The following is an 18,794-nucleotide window of genomic DNA, read 5'->3' on the forward strand; positions in this document are numbered from 1 at the left end:
AGCAGTTAATCATGACATTCTCCAATACTGGTAGCGTTCTGGCTACACTGACTCAAGTCAATTTTATGGGGGCATTGACCTCCCGTGTTAAGAGCCTGCCAGTTCCTGAATTAGTGTGCCTGCTGGACTTTATCACGGCTGAATTTCAGCAATTTATCCGGGCGATGGACCTGATTAACAATGAAGCACTCGAAAGTCTCTTAGAGCAACTTTTAGATGCCTTCACTGTCAAAATTGGTCAAATTTTGCAAGCAGACCGGACAACTATTTTTTTGGTTGACTCCAACAAAAATCAACTGTGGCACAAAACAGCCGATCCACTTACGGGCGAAGATGTAGAAGTTCGCTTGCCTATGGATGCAGGCATTTTAGGCTACGTAGCAACAACCGGAAAATCTATTAATGTCGCCGAAGCTCGATCGCACGAGTATTTTAATACCGAAGTAGACGAACCACCGGGCTACCAGATCGAGACCATGCTCTGTATGCCGATTTTTAGCAGCAAGAGCCAACAGGAACCCGTAGCGGTGGTCAGACTGTTAAATAAAGCTGGCAAAGTCTCCTTTAGCGAGGAAGACGAACAACAGTTTCAGGCTTTTGCAGATTCGATCGGGATTATTCTCGAAAGCTGTCAGTCTTTCTACGTCGTGGCCCGCAACCAGCGAGGGGTTGCCGCACTTTTGAGAGCGACCACGACTTTGGGTCAAAGTCTTGACTTGGAAACCACTTTGCGCTCTGTCATGGATCAAGCTCGCGACTTGATGCAGGCCGATCGCAGCACGCTATTTTTGTTAAATCGGGAAACCAACGAACTTTGGACAAAATTAGCTAAGGCTGACGGCACAACGATGATGGAAGTCCGCCTTCCGGCGAATAGGGGAATTGCTGGCTACGTGGCTTCGACTGGTCAACCTCTAAATATTACAGATGCTTACGACGATCCCCGCTTTGATCCCTCTACAGACCAGCAAACGGGATACCGCACTCGGACTGTCTTGTGTATGCCGGTGCATAACGCTAAAGGTGAGCTGATCGGGGTAACTCAGCTAATTAATAAGAACCAAGGTACTTTCACCCCTTCCGACGAAGAGTTTTTGCGAGCGTTTAATTCCCAAGCAGGAATGGCGTTGCAAAATTCTCAACTGTTTCAGAACGTGATGGTGGAAAAGCAGTATCAAAAAGATATGCTGCAAAGCCTTTCAGATGCAGTAATTTCCACCGATTTACAGGGGCGAGTTGTGACTATCAACGAAGCAGCCATAGAATTGTTGGGCTATCCCGTAAATCAAGCTAAAAGCAAACACAATCCCCAGATTTGGGAAGAGAAACTTGTGAATCGCTATGTTTGGGAAGTTGTGCCGATCGACAATTTGCAATTTCGACTAGAAGACAGTCTCAAAAATGCTGCCAGACATTACGTTCCCGAACAAAGTTTAACTGTGGGACTGTTGGTAGAAAAAACACTCAATTCCCAACAAAAAGAACAAGAAGAAGAAGAAGAAGAAACTTATATTTTGGCCGTGCCCGATCACACTGATCCTAATTTATATTACGCTTGGGGCGAAAACCGCGCGTGGACTGAGGAAGTAGCGCTGGCAGAATTAGCTAATGCCCAATCTCTATTTGCGCTGCGAAATTCTGCCCTGTATCACCCTTATTGTCCGCTGCCCATCCCCGCCTCTCGAATAAAAGTAATTGAACGTAGTTTGAATTTGACTGTCAACCCGCTGCTCAATCCAGAGGGCGGCGTGCGCGGCGGTTTAGTGGTACTCGAAGACATCAGCCACGAAAAGCGGATGAAAAATACGATGTACCGCTACCTGACTCCTGGAGTCGTAGATAAAGTGATGGCCTTGGGTGAAGGCGCCCTGATGGTGGGCGAACGCAAAGAAGTCACTATTTTATTTTCCGACATTCGTGGCTATACCACGCTGACCGAAAATTTGGGAGCGTCCGATGTGGTATCCCTGCTGAACGAATATTTTGAGACGATGGTGGAGGCCGTTTTCCACTACGAAGGCACTTTAGACAAGTTTATCGGCGATGCTTTAATGGCGGTTTTCGGCGCGCCCCTGCCGCTGAATCCTCCGGAAAGTCACGGTTGGATGGCGGTTCAGTCGGCTTTAGATATGCGCCGCCGTTTGAAAGAGTTTAATGATTCTCGCCCCGGTGCCGATCCGTTTCGCTTCGGAATTGGGATTAGTTCTGGAGAGGTGGTTTCGGGAAATATTGGTTCCCAAAAGCGAATGGATTACACGGTAATCGGGGATGCGGTGAATTTGAGTTCGCGCTTGGAACAGCTTACAAAGGAGTACGGCTGCGATATAATTTTGAGCGAATTTACATACAGTTTGTGTCGCGAAGGGATTTGGGTGCGAGAGTTAGACAAGGTGCGGGTTAAGGGCAAAAATCAGCCGGTGGGTATTTACGAGTTGCTGCAAAATAGTTCTGAACCCATCGACGGAGAAACCGTTCGGTTTTTGGAACTTTACAGCAACGGTAGGGATGCTTATATTGCTAGAAATTTTCACAAAGCTATTAATTGTTTTGAAGCGGCTTTAGCTATGCGACCGAACGATCGACCTGTGGAAGTTCACCTCGACCGATCCCTAAGCTATTTGGAAGTACCCCCGCCCGATGATTGGGACGGCGTGCATACTATGACAACCAAGTAGTAGATTATATTACATCCGAGTGTTCAAAAGTAAAAAGATTTGATAAAGTTTTGATATATTCCTTATGACAGAGTTAAGAAGTGGAAAAATGTGAAAACATAAATCGGATGCCATATTAAAGTTAGTATTTATTTCCAGGCTAACAATTAAATGAGTTATTTATCTGTTCCGAATGCCACAAAAGCCGATCGGATTCTGGTGGTAGACGACGCACCAGATAATGTTTTGTTGGTGCAGACAATCCTAGAAGAAGAAGGTTACGAAATTAGCACCGCCGAAAACGGCTTTTCTGCCTTGAGTCAAATTGACAAGTCAGCCCCGGATTTGGTACTGCTAGACGTGATGATGCCGGGAATGGATGGTTACGAAGTCACTAAACGAATCCGAGACAATAAGGAATTGCCCTTTATGCCGATTTTGCTGATCACTGCTCACGACAGTGCCAGCGTAGTGCAGGGATTGGACATGGGAGCAGACGATTTCATCCGCAAACCAGTCGAAATGGATGAACTGCTGGCGAGGGTACGATCGCTCCTGCGGCTAAAACACAGCGTAGACGAGCGCAATTCGATCGCCCTCCAGCGCGAAGATTTTGTCTCCCGACTCGCTCACGACTTGCGGACGCCGCTGGTAGCAGCCGATCGAATGCTAAGTTTAATGCAGCAGGGAGCTTTGGGAGAAATTTCGCTTCCCATGCGCGACGCTTTCGGGACGATGGTTCGCAGCAACAAAAACCTGATCGCGATGGTAAATATGCTGCTGGAAGTCTACCGCTACGAAGCAGGCCGCAAATCCCTAAGTTTCGCTCCCGTGGACTTGCGCCAGCTTATTACAGAAGTAGCTGAAGAACTAGCTCCCCTAGCGGATGCTAAAGGTTTGTCGATAAATTTAGACTTGACAGAAAGTGCAGAAAGTGCACCGATTGCGAAGTATCCGGGCGATCGTCTGGAACTGCACCGCTTGATGACAAATTTAATCGGAAATGCGATTAAATTCACCGACAATGGCTCAATAGATGTCAGCTTAAAAGCTGCCAATTCACCTGCTTATACGAGCTTCAAAAACCAACCGCTGGCATGGGTAATCATAGAAATCAAAGACACCGGCGCCGGCATTTCTCCCAGCGAACAAGCAAAGTTATTTGAAAGGTTTAGCTCGGGAACTCACAAGAAATCCAGCACAGGTTTGGGATTACACCTGTGCCGCCAAATAGTCGAAGCTCACCGCGGTACGATTGACGTAAAATCCGAGTTGGGCAAAGGCAGTTTGTTTACTATTCGGTTGCCTTGTTAGAACAGTATAATTCACCCTAACTTTGGGGTGCGAAAAGCGAACATTAGTAAAGATACACTGTAATGGTAGGGTGCAAAGTGCGTACCTAATCGAATTAGGGTTAATTTACCAGATGTCCTATAATTACTTGGCAACCGAATTTATGGCAATATGTCTAACTGTCCAGTGTGCGGTGCTGAATACAGAGAAGAAAAAGCAGAGTTTTGCTCGATTTGCGGCTGGGATGTGACTCCCTACCCGCAACGTGCTAAGCCTTCCAAAACTTATTTAAAAAAAGAACAAGTTAGATTGCAGTGGGCAAAACAAATGTGGGAATTGACCCGCACTCAACAAAATTGGTCAGCTAAATTTGATGAGTTGCATGGGGAATTGCAGCAAGGTGCGATCGCCCGCACGTACCTTCAATCTCAGTTAGAATGGGTTCTGTACCGCCTCGAACAACTAAACCCCGAATTGATTGTCAGCACTCTACTGCGGCTGGAAGACAAAATAAGCGCAATACCTGACTCAACTCCGGCTATCTCCGAAGTGGGGATGGACTATCGCCAACTGACAAAGCTATTAGAAACCAGAAAATGGCGCAAAGCTGATGAACACACTTGGGAAATCTTGCTGCAAATCGCTGTCAGGGAAGACGAAGGCTGGCTGAGTGCAGCCGATATTGACAGTTTTCCTCCTACAGACCTTTGCACGATCGACCAACTTTGGCAACAATACAGCAGCGGGCGGTTCGGGTTGAGCGTGCAGCAGCAGATTTGGGAAAGTACCGAGGCAAATTATACTGAATTTTGCGATCGAGTCGGCTGGCGAGTCAAGGAAAATTGGAAATATTACAGCGAGCTCTCCTTCAACGAAGATGCTCCCCCCGGACATCTCCCCGTCACCGCATGGAGGCAGCGCGCCTGTTATGGTGCTGGTAAACTCACCGCTGCAGAAAACTTTGCCCGCATCGCTGCGAAACTCGCAACTGGCGATCGCTAATCATCGAAAATAAAAAATTCAAAATCGACATTAACTGCTATAATCAAAACGGTTTAGCAACTGGGGCTGTGGCTCAGATGGATAGAGCAAGCGCCTCCTGAAGAATCGGGCACCCTGCGAGGAAACTCTGGGAGTGAATGTGGTCAAATTTGGTGAAACCTAAAGAGTTCATGGGTTCCTATGACTCTAAGGCAATACCAAGCCAAGCCTGAGTTCAGGGCGATTAAACAATCGCCTATATTGAAATCAGGAAGGTTTAGAGACTAGACGGTCACCACCTAAAGGCTGCAAGCCTATGGTGAAGGTATAGTCCAGAGAGTGGGGAAACTCACACAAATCTGAAGCGCTAGGTCGCCGGTTCGAACCCGGCCAGTCCCGTTAAAAATCAAGAAAAATTAACAGCAGGAGGGGAAAGCCTAAGTTTTGCCCCTCTTTTTTGCATATCCGCTAACGAATTCGCCCACAGACGAATACTTGGTTGAAGACGAGGACTTACGCAGAACCTCTATAGAATCCATCTGAAATCTAAAATCTGAAATCTCAAATCTAAAATCACCTGTTTAAGCCCCACCACCAGCGTAGAGTCAATCTAAAATCTAAAATCTAAAATCTAAAATCTATGATCCCGCGACCCTTTTTTAATTTTTAATTTTTAATTCCTGTTAGTGGGCTATACGTGCGGTATTTTTTGCTATGGTTCCTTTGTGAGTTACATAAAATTTTTATAGGTTTAGATGTGGTTAAGAATCAATTCAAACACGCGACGTTACCAGCCTTTGAATACTTCACGCAGTTTTTGGTTCCTAGTAGGGCTTTTGATGGCGTGTTGGTTTGGCTATCAGGAGGTTAAGAGCGAATTTCAGAGACCCCAAGCTTTGTTAGTTCTAGGTGGGGCTACGGAGCGAGAGGTGTTTGCCGCCAAATTTGCTCTGGATCACCCTGAATTGCCGATTTGGGTGTCGTCTGGGAGCAATCCGGAGTTCGCGGAATGGGTGTTTTCAGAAGCGGGAATTGAGTCCGATCGCGTGCACTTAGACTACAGAGCGGTAGATACGGTAACAAATTTTACTACGCTGGTAGATGAATTGAAAGCTAGAGGGATTGAGAGCGTGTATCTGATCACTTCTGACGATCATATGCGGCGAGCTCAGATTATCGGCGAAATCGTACTCGGTAGTCGAGGCATTAGCTTTAAGCCTGTGGCAGTTCCGTCTGGGCGAACCCCCGAACCGGTGGAAAAAGCTATTCGCGACGGCGCTAGGGCTATTCTTTGGCTGACAACCGGTTATACGGGTGCTGACTTCAGCCAAGCCCGAATTGAATAAACCCAGGAAAGCATTGAGCAAGTGTTAATTTTTTGCCATTCTCTCTGGTTTTAAAACTTGTTTTCTATAGCGATTTAAGACACCGGGAAGACGCTGATGATAAATGCTTCAGTTGACAGTTGACAGTTGACAGTTGACCGCTTTATAGCGACATCTACCTGGAAGGAAGAGGATTGGAGTAATGAATAGTCTTCTTTTAATTTCTCCCGCTTATGGTTCCGGCTTTAAACCAATTCTTTCTGGTAACAGAAGAGAACGAGTAGTTTAAAATTAGTAGATGAACTTCAAAAGCTAAAGTTAATGACCGACCAAATTCTGCCGCAAGTTCTGGATAAAATTTTGAGTGACAGCAAAACGCCGGATGCTGTTTTTTCGGCTTTGGTGCCGGCTTTAGGCGAGGTGTTAAATTGCGATCGGGTCTTTCTCTACCTCCGCAATCCTGAAACGCAAAGAGGCAGAGTACCTTACTGCTGGCGTCGCAACTCGAACTTTCCAGAGATTGGGGACGCGGAATGGAAAAAAGAACCAGAATCTTTAGGGGAAGAAGACCCTTTGTTTGCAGCAGCTTTGCGAACTGAACCTTCGATTTTTGTTGAGGATGTTGAAACAGCAAATCCTGAAGTAGTCAACAAACATTTTGAGGCAAAAGAGTTCGGACATCGAGCTTTGATTCACGCTCACCTTTGTGCTGACGGCTTATTGTGGGGGGTTTTGCAGCCTTGTATGTTCGATCGCCCCAGAGTGTGGGCTGACTTCGATCGCCAAGTTATCGCAGCAGTTACAGAAAAAATTTCGCCTTTAGCTGTCGCTTATGTCACCGCCTCAGCATCAAAAGATGAGCGATAAAAATCAATAATTTACTTGTAGGGAGGGGGTGGGCAATGAATTAATGCCAACTTAAGACTAAAACCCGGTCTCGATCGGCGTTTTAGCCGAATCTCAATGCCCTTCCCGGCCGACGAAAGACCGTTTCCGGTTCCCCCCTTTTTAAGTTAGGGGGGATCGATACGCTAATTTTCAAACAAAAGTCGGGTACTAAATTTGAGCTAATGGTTCTCACCAATGGTGAGGTGTGCATCGCCCTAGGGATAGACTTAGTGCACAATTCTTGTTTAAAAAACGCCCCAATTTTGAATGCCCCGACTGCTGAAAACCCCTTGAGCCCGACTAATATCATCCTCAGCGCCATCTACTACCACCAAATAATCGCCGGCCCGCAGGCGATCGGTGTAAATTCTAGCTGTTTCTTCGGGAATTCCCAAGTCAGTCAAAGCCTTCACCACTCCACCGAAATTCGCAGCCGCGACGCCAGTGCTTGCTACGGTAGCCACCAGTGAGGCGCCGAAAGTCCCCGCTGCAATCATCGGCCCGATTCCGGGAATAGCTAAACTTCCGAGACCCACTAGGAAGCTGGCTAAAGCACTATTTGTCAGAGTTTCTCCAACCACTGCTGATCCTGTGTCGAGATTTTTCTCGCCCACCTGAGTGCTAGTTTGAGTATCGCCTACAGACTCACCTGCATCCCTAGCAACAACCGAAACTTTATCCATTGGAAACCCGGAAGATTTCAATTCTGCCAGAGCTTGCTCGGCATCTTCGCGCTTAGAAAACAATCCCAACGCGCGGGTTTGATTGCTTGTTACCATATCTTTCTTCTTATCCCCTGTCAAATTAAACTCAAATTCAAGCCTAATTATTGCGCTTGTTTTCAATCACTTATATTGATATTTTTCGATGTTTATCTTCAGCATTCATCTATCTGTAGATATAACCTGAAAAACCGCAACAAAAGTTATAAAATCAGCGACCCAAATCGTGCATGGCATTAATCTCGATCGCACATCTTTGAGTCAGCGCTTGCAACTCCTCGCGATCCGAAGAACCGGGCGCTTCAATTAACTTGCCAATTCGCACCGTCAGCGGCACCGGACGCGGCATTCCCGAACCTTTCGACGAAATCGCGTGAGTTCCCCACAAACTAACAGGCAACAGCGGCGCTTTTGCCTTAGCAGCTATCAGCGCAGCACCTAATTTCGGTTCAGTAATTCTGCCGTCTGGGGTGCGAGTTCCCTGCAAAAATACACCCGTCGCCCAGCCATTTTCCAAAGAATTGATAGCCGATCGAATTGCACTGCGATCGGCACTTTCCCGCTTCACTGGATAAGCACCGTAAAGCGTAATTGCCTGCTTCAAAATAGGAACTTTAAATAACTCTTCCTTCGCCATAAATGCGACAGGTCGCCTCATGCAATTCGACAAAATCGGCGGGTCAAAATCGCTGGCGTGATTGCTGACTACTACCACCGGCCCTTCTGCTGGAACATTTTCTGCACCGTAGATGCGGCCGCGAAAGTACAAGTGCAGCATCGGGCTGACAATTGACCATTTGAATAAATAGTAGAGAAGTAAACTTTCGACTGGTTCGCGACTTTTGCTCACAGAAAACCTTAGATTTTAAATTACATCGAATATTAGCCTATCAGAATCGAGTCCGTTTGAGATTATTCGGCGGTTTAAACCGCTTCTTGTCAAACGAAGTCCGCCTGCGCGGACTGAAGAATATAGTCCGCGCAGGCGGACTTTGCTTGTATAGCGCCAGAATTTATTCTGGCGGACTATTTGCTTGTGTAGCGCCAGAATTTATGCTGGCGAATTCCTGAAGGTCAAAACTCTGCAAAGGCTCAATTTCCAGCCAGCATCGCTTTTTGTCCTTCCGAAGAAGTCGCATAGCCCAAGAAATCCTTAACTGCTTGGCTAGGAGGATTTTTGTAAGCGTAGTACAACTGCCGCTTGTAAGGATAGTTACCAGCATCCGGCGTCGCACCGTTGACCGGAACAACGCGCACAGTTTTCTGATTGGCTACTTGAGCGAAAGTCGCATAGCCAATGCCGTTGTTGCCTAAAGCTTGCAGCAGGGGAGTTGTCGCATCTCGATCGAGCGTGGTAATATTTGCCGTCGTACCAAACTCGCCACCTCCGAGCACTTGTTCTTTAAACGTTTGTTGAGTGCCACTAACTGCCGGTCTGTTAATTACTTTCATCGGGCCCGCCGGGCCGCCGACTTTCGACCAGTTTTGAGTATTTCCCTTGAAGATATCTTGAACTTGAGCGGAGGTTAAACCTCCTTTGAAGGGGTTGTTCACGCCAACTACAAGGGCGATCGTATCTAGGGCAACAGGCACCGCTGCTAAACCCTGACCTTGTTCTTGAGCCGTCAAAGGTCGCGATACCGCTGCAATATCGGCTGTTCCCGGCGCCAAATCCTGAATTCCCTTGGCAGAACCATTTGCTTTGGCATCGACTGTAGTGCCAGCAAACCTCCCTTGAAAGCCGTTCTTGAGGTTCTGATTGATTGTCACCATACTGGTGGAACCGTCAATTCTCACCGCCGTGCCCGCAGGAACAGAAGCTGGAAGCGCAAAGGAACTAGCTGCAACAGGCGAAGCGCCGCCGACTACTGGTGCGACGGGAAGTGGGACGCCATCGCCTGCGGGTGTGGGAGTGGGGGGATTGTTACTAACATCTTGCGATGCTGGTTTGTTGAGAAAAAAGAACCAACCGCCACCGGCAAGCAACAGAAATAACAGAATAAAAACTATGGGGGGAGGCCCACTCTTAGCCATAAACTCTCCTTAGTTTGGAAGTTCTTTGTTGTTGGAGTCGTCTAACATTTGTAGCCTGCGATTAACTTCATCGTCTAAGGTCATATTTTCTAATTCGGCCTGAAGTCTTTCTTGGGGGTTCTCAGATATTTCTGCTAAAGCTTGCTGTTTGAGGTTGCGACCGTGGACGGCGTTTTTGGCTTGCTCAAACTGCGATCGAGCTGAATCGATACTGAGGTCGTTGTTGACTTTGGATATGGCTCCGAGGGCTTCGTTAATCTCAGCCATATCTTTCATATTTTGCATATCAGTTTTGTAGGCTTCCAGCTTCATCCGTTCTCGATTTAGCTTGTCTTTGGAAGCGTTGACGTACTGTTCGGCTTGTTTTACTTGAGCTTCTAACTGCGGCAGAATTTGTTCTGTCTGAATTACTTTCGACATTGCCAAGCGGGCTGCTTCTTCGTTGCCGTTGCGCTGGGCTGTGATGGCTTGGCGCTCTACGGTTTGCATTTCCCTAACTTTTTCTTCATATTTAGTTTTGGCGCGCTGGTAGGCTGCAACTTGGGTGGAGACTGCTGCTGCTAGCTTTTGCACTGATTCTTGCATCGATCGCAGTGACTCTTCGGCTACCGCCACCGACACCTGGCCGCCGGATTCTACGGGCAGTCCCCACATCCAGTTCCAGGCACCTACTATGGTTCTGCCTGCCTTGTCGCCCATCAACCAGTAAAGGACTTTTTTCATATAAAACACTCGGTAAGCTTGGTTTTTACGCCTAGTTTACATCAGGATTTGTCGATCGCCCCGTCAGGTCGATCGATTTCTAGATTTTTGATTAATATTTTCTAACCGTCTGGATCGTCTATCCCCAAGTTGCACAACAGGTAATATTCGGATTTGCCTGTTGTGCGATTCGTTTTTGGGCAATCTTAGGGCCGGTTAACTCTCAATTTTACGGTCTGCGATTTGATCACAGGTTAAAAATAGATTAAGCGGGCAAATCTGCAAAACTGCTAACATTTACCAGCGCTAAATCGGGACAAGTCCGTTTGATCAAACCTGTGAGAACTTTGCCGGGGCCAATTTCCACTACCCGATCGATTCCTTGTTGTGGCAATTGCAGGGAAATTTCACGCCAGCGCACGCCTTTGGTCATCTGCTGAGTCAACCGCTGCTTTAAAGTGGCTGCGCTGGTAGTGGCTGACGGTTCTGCGTTCGAGAGCACCAGCATTTTAGCATCGGAAAACCTTGCAGACTTTAACGCTAGTTGAAACTCTGCCGCCACCCCGGCCATCAGGGGAGAGTGAAATGCACCGGAAACATTCAATTTAACCGCGCGTTTGACTTTGATTTTGGCAAGCAAATCTTCTACTGCTGCGGGCGTTCCAGAAATCACGACTTGTGCTTCGCTGTTGTCGTTTGCCAGCACTACGTCTCGGCTGTATTGAATTTGCAGTTCTAGTTCCTGCCTGTCGAACCCGATCAAAGCCACCATTTGCCCGCCGGAGGCAGTGTCCATGAGTTCGGCGCGGCGTTTGACTAAGCGCAATCCCGTTTCAAAGTCAAAGACGCCTGCTGCGTAGAGGGCGACGTATTCTCCTAAACTGTGACCGGCAACCACTGCTGGCCGATCGCTTTTTTCTCGCATTAAGTCGGTCAAAATACTTTCTACTACGAACAAGCAAGGCTGAGTGTAGAGAGTCCGAGATAGTTTTGCTTCTTCTTTTTGGCAAACTTCCGGGACAGACCAACCTAAAATTTCTTTAGCGAGCTCAAATTTGGCTTTGGCTGTTGGCAAGTTTAATAAGTCTGCACCCATCCCGATCGCCTGGGAACCTTGTCCGGGAAATACCCATGCTGTTTTAGTCATTTTTCCGGTAATCTGCTAATTGGTGGTTGCTAATTGGTGATTGCAAAAATTCTTTCTTTTCCGCTTCTAAGTTCGCTCGCTGGTATCCGCTATCTTTTGGTTAACGAACTATCTACTCGCGACTCACAATTTTAACATAATAATTGCAGTTTTTACGAACTTTATATTTTTTTTGCTACTTTAATTAAATTAATAGCAGTAACAAAATTTTCCACCTTCTAGCCGGGGAAAGTCGATCGAAGAATAGAGGATTTTCTATTTCAGGGCGCGCTTGTCAAGAACTCCTGTCCCGGGGGTGTGTGGCTGCACACCTTGCCCTATGTATGGCGGGTTCAAGGATTTGTATTTTGCAAGTCTCACAGCCCCGACAATAAGTAGGGCAAGTTTACAGCCGGCCGCCAAATATTACCTTCCCCATTTAAAAATCGCTGCCCCCCAAGTCAAACCTGCACCGAAACCAGCCGCAGCAATAGTATCGCCCGGTTTAACTTTACCCAGACGCACGGCTTCGTCTAAGGCAAGGGGAATTGAAGCCGCTGAGGTATTGCCGTACTTTGCCAAATTGCTGATTACTTTTTCGGGGGGAATCTTTAGCCTTTGGGCAACTGCATCGAGAATCCGCTGATTGGCTTGGTGCAACAGCAGCCAGTCAATTTCTGCAGCGTTAATATTGGCCCGAAACATAGCTTTTTCTATGACTTCCGGCACTTTTTTTACTGCAAAGCGATAAATTTCTTGACCGTTCATTGTGATGGGATGAAATCCACCCACTGCGACGCTGACGCCCTCAATTAATTCTTTTGACTCGGCTTTGTAAGCCAAATTGAGAGACGAATTTTGTGTGCCGTCGCTGCGAATTTCAAATCCCAAAAATGAATCAACTTCTGAAGCCTGCAATACCACCGCACCTGCACCGTCTCCAAAGAGAATGCAAGTACCCCGATCCGACCAATTCACCCAGCGAGACAAAATATCTGCTCCGATCAGCAAAACATTTTGATAAACCCCTGTCCGAATGAACTGCGAGGCTGTAACTAAACCAAAAACAAAGCCGGAACAAGCTGCTGTTAAATCAAAAGCCACAGCTTTTGTTGCGCCCAATTGATATTGAATTTTACTGGCAGTCCCAAACAAATCGTCAGGACTGGAAGTCGCCAAAATAATCAAATCAATATCTGTTGGCGAAATTTCTGCCATTGCGATCGCCTGAAGCGATGCTTCCGACGCTAAATCGCACAAAGAAGTGCGATCGTCCGCCAGCCTCCGGGAACGAATGCCCGTCCGCGCCCCAATCCACTCGTCAGAAGTTTCTACTATCTGACTCAAACCGTTATTATCGAGCGAAACCTGCGGTGTACAAGAACCGCTACCTGTGACGGCAATGCCGAACCCTGATTGCTGCAACATTCCTCTCCATTTATGAGCGATCAATCGAGAAATTAAAAATTAAAAATTACCAATTAAACTTCTTTTTAAAACTGCTTGAATTGCTTTTAGTTAAGCAGAACATTTGGTTTAAGCTGACATTTTTAATTTGACATTTTTAATTTTTAATTCCTACTAGAAAGAATTGGTTGAAAGCCGGAGTCCCTAGCGGGAGAAATTAAAATCAGACGATTCATTACTCCAATCCTCGGACTTCCTTCTTAGAGGTCGCCCTCACAGGTCAACCCTTCTCTAAGCCAGCGGGCAAGCTGTTAACTGTCAACTGTCAACTGTCAACTGTCAACTGTTGAAAGCTTCTTGTTCCAGAGCGCTTTGGTTATTGGACGATCGAATTCGCTCCAGCACTTGGTTGTCAATAGCCTCCTTCGCCAAACGAATGGCATTAAAAATCGAGCCAGCTTGAGACGAACCGTGGCTGATAATGCAAACTCCAGCAACGCCCAATAGCAAACCGCCGCCGTGTTCAACGTGGTCTACCCGCTGCTTAAATCCTTGCAAGCTTTTTTGCAGCAGAGGATCGTTAATTTGATTTTGGAGTCCTTTGACTAATTCTTCCTTAAGAACTTGCACCACAACTTCGCCCACCGCTTCGGCAAACTTCAACAACACGTTGCCGACAAACCCGTCGCAGACAATCACGTCGAATTTCCCCGACAGCACGTCGCGGCCTTCGGCATTGCCCACAAAAGGAATGTTCGGGTTGTCCACCAATAACTGGTGAGTCCGCACTGCCGCGTCGTTGCCTTTAGAAGGTTCTTCGCCAATGTTGAGCAGGCCGATTTTAGGTTCGGCGACGCCCAGCACGCACTGGCTGTAAATAGTTCCCATAAGAGCGAACTGCTCCAAAAATTTGGGGCGGCAGTCCACATTAGCGCCGACATCGAGAATGAGTACAGAGCTGCCCGGTACCATTGTCGGTAAAACCGCACCGATCGCAGGGCGATCGATTCCGGGAAGCCGGCCCAACCTGAGCAGGGCAGCAGCCATTGCCGCGCCGGAGTGACCGGCGGACACCACAGCATCAGCTTGCTGCTGCTTTACCAAGTTCATCGCTACGTTAATCGAAGCGTTGGGCTTGCGTTTGAGGGCACTCAAAGGTTCTTCGTGCATTTCCACCGTTCCTTCAGAAGGAACGATTTCTAGCTGACCTGTACAGACGCGGCCGATCGCGTCTTGTTGCCGGAGCGAGTCTTCTATTTGCTGCGGGTCGCCCACCAGCAAAATCTCTACGCCTAATTCTTCTTGTGCCTTAAGCGCTCCAGCTACAACTTCGGCGGGGGCATGATCCCCACCCATAGCGTCTATTGCAATTCTTGCGCGTGTCGATCCCATTGACCAATGTTTGAGAAACACTAAAAATTCTACCAGGAAGTCAGGAGCGTGAATCCACAAGTCTGAATAAAGAACTAAAATCGGCTCGCTAGGGCGATCGGACAATTCTTATTTCCGACTACTCTGATAGAACTTGTTTTGTCACTACTTTACTATTTTTGACGGCATATTGAAAAAATCAATGAAATAGTTTACATCACCGCAAGCACTTTAGTCCGGGAACGCCGGATTCATCCGTGGAGCGAGAAAAAAGCTCCCCATCCTGATCACAAGCCCCCGGATTTATCAGTGGGAGCGCTTTCTTCAATTCTTTAATCTCAAATCTCAAATCGATTGACTTTAGGAGTAAAAAATGCTGGATTTATTTAGCTCAGGGATGATGTCTCTGTGGCTCGACATGGCTGGGGTAGGCACTGTCGCGCCTAATGCTGCGTCAGTGCTGGCTTGGCGGGGAGGGATACCCGGGTTAGTGGTGGCCGAAGATTTGGCTTTTGGGCGAATAAATGCGGCAAATCCAGACTTGCCCGCAGAAGCGACGGTGCGGGAATATTTAAAAGATTTGAAAGACAAGAACCTGATTGATGGGAATCAGGGAATTTGGGTGCAAGCGGGAATGGTGCCGCTGGTAAGTCAGCAGGGCAAGACGCTGATGCCTGGGGCTTCGCTGACTAAGATTGCGACTTCTCTGGCGTCCCTGGAGACTTGGGGCGCGGATTATCAGTTTGAAACGCGGTTCCGGGGAACGGGGCCGATTAGGAATGGTGTATTGCAGGGGGATTTGGTGGTCAGCGGCGGGGGCGATCCGCTGTTTGTGTGGGAGGAGGCGATCGCCGTTGGCAATGCTCTCAATCAAATGGGTATCGAGCGCGTGGCGGGAAATTTGGTGGTGACAGGCAATTTCCGCATGAATTACCAGTCAGATCCTGTGGTGGCGGGGGAGATACTGCGGCAAGCTCTTGAGGGTAGCAATTGGCCTGCGGACGTGGTGGCAATGTATTCTAAGATGGCTCCAGGAACTAGAAAGCCGCAAGTAACGGTGGCCGGCAGCGTCATTGCTGAGAAATTTGTGACTTCGGGGCGTTTGCTGCTAAAGCGCCGATCGCTTCCTTTAGCCGAAATTCTCAAGCAGATGAACGTCCACAGCGACAATGAAATAGCTCAGATGCTGGCCGACGATTTGGGGGGGGCAAAAATAGTCCAGCAGCAAGCGACTTGGGCTGCGGGAGTGCCGGAGGAGGAACTTCAATTAGTTAACGGTTCGGGATTGGGAGTGGAAAATCAGATGTCTCCCAGGGCGGCTTGTGGGATGATGCAGGCGATCGCCCGCAACCTTCAGACGACTGGGCTGACAGTTGCTGACTTGTTTCCGGTGTCCGGGCGCGATAAAGGAACTTTGGAATACCGACACATTCCGCGATCGGCTGTGGTGAAAACTGGTACTTTGGACACGGTGATTGCTTTGGCGGGAGCCATACCCACGCGCGATCGGGGTTTAGTTTGGTTTGCAATTATTAATCGCGGCACCGATTGGGACTCTTTGAGAGCGCAGCAAGATATATTTTTGCAAAAATTGGTGCAGCAGTGGGGAACTGCATCGATTTTGCCAGTAGCAATTACACCGCACATTGACGGCGCCAGACCTGCCTTGGGGGCAGCAAATCGTAGCGATATTTTGGTCGGAGGTTAAGAAATACGGGTTGAGTTGGGGTTCGAGGAAGGAGCATTGACCGAAAGACGAGCCCGCCGGGCCCCTAGCTTTAGACATGGGGATAAGTCGGTAGCGGTTGAAACCGCCGTGTATAATCAGCACAAGCGAAAAGTGAGTAGGAATAACCTTCGGCGCATTGAAGTACCCTAGTATGGAGCAATCCCAGCAACGGACAGATCCAACTAGATTTGGAATAGTTAAAGGGCAAATAATGGCAGGGTATGGAGCGTTCAAACTTAAACATACGAAGGACTCAGAAAGTATACGCAATCTCAGCTTTAAGCTGTTTGAGTGAGTAGAGGGATACTTGAATGTCCCGTTGTCGCCTTGATTGGTGGGCAAGAATCCCCCGGCTTTAGATGTGGGGAGGTTCAAAAAATAGCTTAGAATTGGAACAAGACTATTGTGCAAGAAGATGATCAAACTGCGATTGAAGAGATACGGGAAAAAACGCGAGACAAGCTACCGGATTGTAGCGATGAACAGTTCTACCCGCCGCGACGGCCGTCCCCTAGAAGAGCTCGGCTATTACAACCCCAGAAATAATGAAACCAGGCTGGATGTTCCAGCGATTGTCAAGCGCCTGCAAGAAGGCGCTCAGCCAACTGACACCGTGCGTGACATCCTGAGAAAAGCCCATGTATTTGAACAAGTCGGAGCCGGAGCCAACGTTGAATCCAGCACAGCAGCAGTCAGCTAGTCCCAACTATGCTGGACTGGTTAAATTTTTAATTGGGCCTTTTTTAGAGACCCCAGGCTCTTTGCGGGTTGATTGCGAACTGCACCCGCGCCAATCGCGGGTCTGGGTTAGGCTTGCTTTTGAAGATCCCGACAAAGGCCGGGTTTACGGTAGGGGCGGACGCAATATTCAGGCAATTAGAACTACGCTCGAAGCGGTGGCGCAAACGGCGGGTCAGTCCCTCTACTTAGATATATACGATGGTGAGGCGGGCGATCGTGGATCTGGCCCGCCCAGGGGCGATCGCGATCGCCCGGATCGCGATCGCCCAGATCGCGGCTCGCGGGAGCCGCGCGGCGACTTCCGACCCCGGACGCCACCTCCGTCGCCGAGTCCCTTAGCTAGCAGAACTCCGAGAGAACAACCTCGCCGTACTAACACACCTACGTTTAGAACGAGCAGGAATACTCCCGGTTATTAACTAACTGCGTAGCCCAGAAAGAATTTTAGATTTTAGATTGCCTGTTGTAGAGTTTGTATTACAAGCGCCGTTTTGTTTGAAATTGCCGGTTTTGCGATCGGAAACAAATGTAAAATTTAAAATTTCAAATGTCAGCGGCATCAGGTTAATCTAAAATCTAAAAATTCCCACCTAAAATCTAAAATTGCCTGACTTAATAGAAGGGAGATTTGATTTGTGCCTCAAGCACCAAACTCATTTGGGAGCTAAATCTAAAAGACGCCTTAGATACTAGGTAAAACCTAGTAACGGGCGTTTTTTTGTTCGCAAATAGTGAGTGGTTTAACGTTTAGTTGTTAACTTTTAATTGCTTATTTGGAGGAGCTTATGTTGGCATGAATGAAAAACTAATAATAGAGTTACCGAGCACTCAAAGCGCCATGTCCTTGGCCGGTAATCAAGAAGAAAACCTGAAAATGATCTCTAAGCAAACCGGTGCTAACGTAGTAATGCGAGGGCAAGAACTGCTGATTTCCGGCACAAAAAGTCAAGTAGAATTGTGTCATAAATTAGTGCGATCGCTCTCCGACTATTGGAAATCCGGCAAAAATATTACCGGAGTTGAAATCCAGACGGCGCGCCAAGCTTTGGATACCAACCGCCAAGGCGATTTACAAGACTTGCAGCGAGACGTTCTCGCCAGAACCCGCCGCGGCGAAGAAATTAGAGCCAAAACCTTCAAGCAGAGGCAATACGTCCAAGCAGTACGCACGCATGACCTGACATTTTGCATTGGCCCCGCTGGTACTGGCAAAACATTTCTAGCAGCTATTTTCGCCGTGCAAGCGCTGTTAAGCAAGCAGTACGAACGGCTGATTTTAACCAGGCCAGCCGTGGAAGCTGGCGAAAAATTAGGGTTTTTGCCGGGAGATTTGCAGCAAAAAGTCGATCCATATTTGCGCCCGCTTTACGACGCCCTGCAAGAAATGATCGACCCTGAAAAAATGGCCGATTTAATGGAAAGAGGCTTGATCGAAGTAGCTCCTTTAGCTTATATGCGGGGGCGCACTCTCAGCAATGCCTTCGTAATTTTGGACGAAGCTCAAAATACGACGCCGGCTCAGATGAAAATGGTGTTGACTCGTCTGGGCTTTCGATCGAGAATGGTAGTAACGGGGGATATCACTCAAACAGATTTGCCGCCAAACCAACAGTCGGGATTGTCAGTTGCCCAAAATATTCTACGCAACGTTGAGGGCATTGCTTTCTGCGAATTTTCTCAGGCGGATGTGGTACGACATCCGCTAGTGCAGCGGATTGTCGCTGCTTACGAACTGCACGAAACATAGTCATTAGTCATTAGTCATTAGTCATTAGTCATTAGTCATTAGTCATTAGTCATTAGTCATTAGTCATTAGTCAT

Annotated in this window: 16 protein-coding genes; 9 read left to right on the forward strand and 7 right to left on the reverse strand. The window is 47.8% G+C overall.

Annotated features, from left to right (window positions below; translation table 11 throughout):
• The first annotated feature begins 11 nt into the window (after window positions 1–11).
• The 5 genes from QUB06_RS25230 to QUB06_RS25250 all read left to right on the forward strand — a co-directional run bounded on the left by QUB06_RS25230 (window position 12) and on the right by QUB06_RS25250 (window position 7,120).
• Window positions 12–2,675, forward strand: coding sequence for a GAF domain-containing protein (locus QUB06_RS25230; protein ID WP_333437614.1), 2,664 nt, complete (start codon window positions 12–14; stop codon window positions 2,673–2,675).
• Window positions 2,676–2,825: 150 nt separating this feature from the next.
• Window positions 2,826–3,968 (forward strand): hybrid sensor histidine kinase/response regulator, encoded by a 1,143-nt coding sequence (locus QUB06_RS25235; protein ID WP_333437615.1) that lies wholly within the window; start codon window positions 2,826–2,828, stop codon window positions 3,966–3,968.
• Between the two features lie 150 nt (window positions 3,969–4,118).
• On the forward strand, window positions 4,119–4,949 hold the full coding sequence (locus QUB06_RS25240; RefSeq protein WP_333437616.1) for a GUN4 domain-containing protein: 831 nt from the start codon (window positions 4,119–4,121) through the stop codon (window positions 4,947–4,949).
• Between the two features lie 734 nt (window positions 4,950–5,683).
• The gene (locus QUB06_RS25245) at window positions 5,684–6,274 is read left to right on the forward strand and encodes a YdcF family protein (protein ID WP_333437617.1); all 591 of its coding nucleotides are present in this window, start codon (window positions 5,684–5,686) and stop codon (window positions 6,272–6,274) included.
• A gap of 300 nt (window positions 6,275–6,574) precedes the next feature.
• A complete protein-coding gene (locus QUB06_RS25250; RefSeq protein WP_333437618.1) occupies window positions 6,575–7,120 on the forward strand; it encodes a GAF domain-containing protein in 546 nt (181 codons plus the stop codon).
• A gap of 266 nt (window positions 7,121–7,386) precedes the next feature.
• Here QUB06_RS25250 and QUB06_RS25255 read toward each other — a convergent pair whose 3' ends face one another.
• From QUB06_RS25255 to plsX, 7 genes are all read right to left on the reverse strand, one after another.
• Entirely contained in the window at window positions 7,387–7,920 is a 534-nt protein-coding gene (locus tag QUB06_RS25255) for a hypothetical protein (RefSeq protein ID WP_333437619.1), read from the reverse strand.
• A 154-nt stretch (window positions 7,921–8,074) separates the two neighbouring features.
• Entirely contained in the window at window positions 8,075–8,713 is a 639-nt protein-coding gene (locus QUB06_RS25260) for a lysophospholipid acyltransferase family protein (RefSeq protein ID WP_333164213.1), read from the reverse strand.
• Window positions 8,714–8,955: 242 nt separating this feature from the next.
• A complete protein-coding gene (locus tag QUB06_RS25265) occupies window positions 8,956–9,897 on the reverse strand; it encodes a phosphate ABC transporter substrate-binding protein (RefSeq protein WP_333437620.1) in 942 nt (313 codons plus the stop codon).
• Window positions 9,898–9,906: 9 nt separating this feature from the next.
• The gene (locus QUB06_RS25270) at window positions 9,907–10,620 is read right to left on the reverse strand and encodes a PspA/IM30 family protein (protein WP_333437621.1); all 714 of its coding nucleotides are present in this window, start codon (window positions 10,618–10,620) and stop codon (window positions 9,907–9,909) included.
• Between the two features lie 244 nt (window positions 10,621–10,864).
• Window positions 10,865–11,746 (reverse strand): ACP S-malonyltransferase, encoded by an 882-nt coding sequence (fabD, locus tag QUB06_RS25275; RefSeq protein ID WP_006633728.1) that lies wholly within the window; start codon window positions 11,744–11,746, stop codon window positions 10,865–10,867.
• Between the two features lie 405 nt (window positions 11,747–12,151).
• Window positions 12,152–13,153 (reverse strand): beta-ketoacyl-ACP synthase III, encoded by a 1,002-nt coding sequence (locus tag QUB06_RS25280; RefSeq protein ID WP_333437622.1) that lies wholly within the window; start codon window positions 13,151–13,153, stop codon window positions 12,152–12,154.
• A 318-nt stretch (window positions 13,154–13,471) separates the two neighbouring features.
• A complete protein-coding gene (plsX, locus tag QUB06_RS25285; protein WP_333437624.1) occupies window positions 13,472–14,524 on the reverse strand; it encodes a phosphate acyltransferase PlsX in 1,053 nt (350 codons plus the stop codon).
• A 352-nt stretch (window positions 14,525–14,876) separates the two neighbouring features.
• Here plsX and QUB06_RS25290 point away from each other — a divergent pair, with 352 nt between their 5' ends.
• The 4 genes from QUB06_RS25290 to QUB06_RS25305 all read left to right on the forward strand — a co-directional run bounded on the left by QUB06_RS25290 (window position 14,877) and on the right by QUB06_RS25305 (window position 18,720).
• On the forward strand, window positions 14,877–16,211 hold the full coding sequence (locus QUB06_RS25290; protein ID WP_333437623.1) for a D-alanyl-D-alanine carboxypeptidase: 1,335 nt from the start codon (window positions 14,877–14,879) through the stop codon (window positions 16,209–16,211).
• A 436-nt stretch (window positions 16,212–16,647) separates the two neighbouring features.
• A complete protein-coding gene (gene rpsP / locus QUB06_RS25295) occupies window positions 16,648–16,932 on the forward strand; it encodes a 30S ribosomal protein S16 (protein ID WP_242721878.1) in 285 nt (94 codons plus the stop codon).
• On the forward strand, window positions 16,871–17,392 hold the full coding sequence (locus QUB06_RS25300) for a KH domain-containing protein (RefSeq protein ID WP_333095964.1): 522 nt from the start codon (window positions 16,871–16,873) through the stop codon (window positions 17,390–17,392). Before rpsP ends, QUB06_RS25300 begins: the two co-directional genes overlap by 62 nt.
• 374 nt (window positions 17,393–17,766) lie before the next feature.
• Window positions 17,767–18,720, forward strand: coding sequence for a PhoH family protein (locus tag QUB06_RS25305; RefSeq protein ID WP_333377157.1), 954 nt, complete (start codon window positions 17,767–17,769; stop codon window positions 18,718–18,720).
• Window positions 18,721–18,794 lie beyond the last annotated feature (74 nt).

The sequence above is a fragment of the Microcoleus sp. D2_18a_D3 genome (assembly GCF_036702455.1).
Taxonomy (GTDB): domain Bacteria; phylum Cyanobacteriota; class Cyanobacteriia; order Cyanobacteriales; family Microcoleaceae; genus Microcoleus.

What these genes read in the sequence shown, in the direction of transcription:
- QUB06_RS25230 (WP_333437614.1), top strand. Translation starts at nt 12, where the DNA reads ATGACATTCTCCAATACTGGTAGCGTTCTGGCTACACTGACTCAAGTC.
- QUB06_RS25235 (WP_333437615.1), top strand. Translation starts at nt 2,826, where the DNA reads ATGAGTTATTTATCTGTTCCGAATGCCACAAAAGCCGATCGGATTCTG.
- QUB06_RS25240 (WP_333437616.1), top strand. Translation starts at nt 4,119, where the DNA reads ATGTCTAACTGTCCAGTGTGCGGTGCTGAATACAGAGAAGAAAAAGCA.
- QUB06_RS25245 (WP_333437617.1), top strand. Translation starts at nt 5,684, where the DNA reads ATGTGGTTAAGAATCAATTCAAACACGCGACGTTACCAGCCTTTGAAT.
- QUB06_RS25250 (WP_333437618.1), top strand. Translation starts at nt 6,575, where the DNA reads ATGACCGACCAAATTCTGCCGCAAGTTCTGGATAAAATTTTGAGTGAC.
- QUB06_RS25255 (WP_333437619.1), bottom strand. Translation starts at nt 7,920, where the DNA reads ATGGTAACAAGCAATCAAACCCGCGCGTTGGGATTGTTTTCTAAGCGC.
- QUB06_RS25265 (WP_333437620.1), bottom strand. Translation starts at nt 9,897, where the DNA reads ATGGCTAAGAGTGGGCCTCCCCCCATAGTTTTTATTCTGTTATTTCTG.
- QUB06_RS25270 (WP_333437621.1), bottom strand. Translation starts at nt 10,620, where the DNA reads ATGAAAAAAGTCCTTTACTGGTTGATGGGCGACAAGGCAGGCAGAACC.
- fabD (WP_006633728.1), bottom strand. Translation starts at nt 11,746, where the DNA reads ATGACTAAAACAGCATGGGTATTTCCCGGACAAGGTTCCCAGGCGATC.
- QUB06_RS25280 (WP_333437622.1), bottom strand. Translation starts at nt 13,153, where the DNA reads ATGTTGCAGCAATCAGGGTTCGGCATTGCCGTCACAGGTAGCGGTTCT.
- plsX (WP_333437624.1), bottom strand. Translation starts at nt 14,524, where the DNA reads ATGGGATCGACACGCGCAAGAATTGCAATAGACGCTATGGGTGGGGAT.
- QUB06_RS25290 (WP_333437623.1), top strand. Translation starts at nt 14,877, where the DNA reads ATGCTGGATTTATTTAGCTCAGGGATGATGTCTCTGTGGCTCGACATG.
- rpsP (WP_242721878.1), top strand. Translation starts at nt 16,648, where the DNA reads ATGATCAAACTGCGATTGAAGAGATACGGGAAAAAACGCGAGACAAGC.
- QUB06_RS25300 (WP_333095964.1), top strand. Translation starts at nt 16,871, where the DNA reads ATGTATTTGAACAAGTCGGAGCCGGAGCCAACGTTGAATCCAGCACAG.
- QUB06_RS25305 (WP_333377157.1), top strand. Translation starts at nt 17,767, where the DNA reads ATGAATGAAAAACTAATAATAGAGTTACCGAGCACTCAAAGCGCCATG.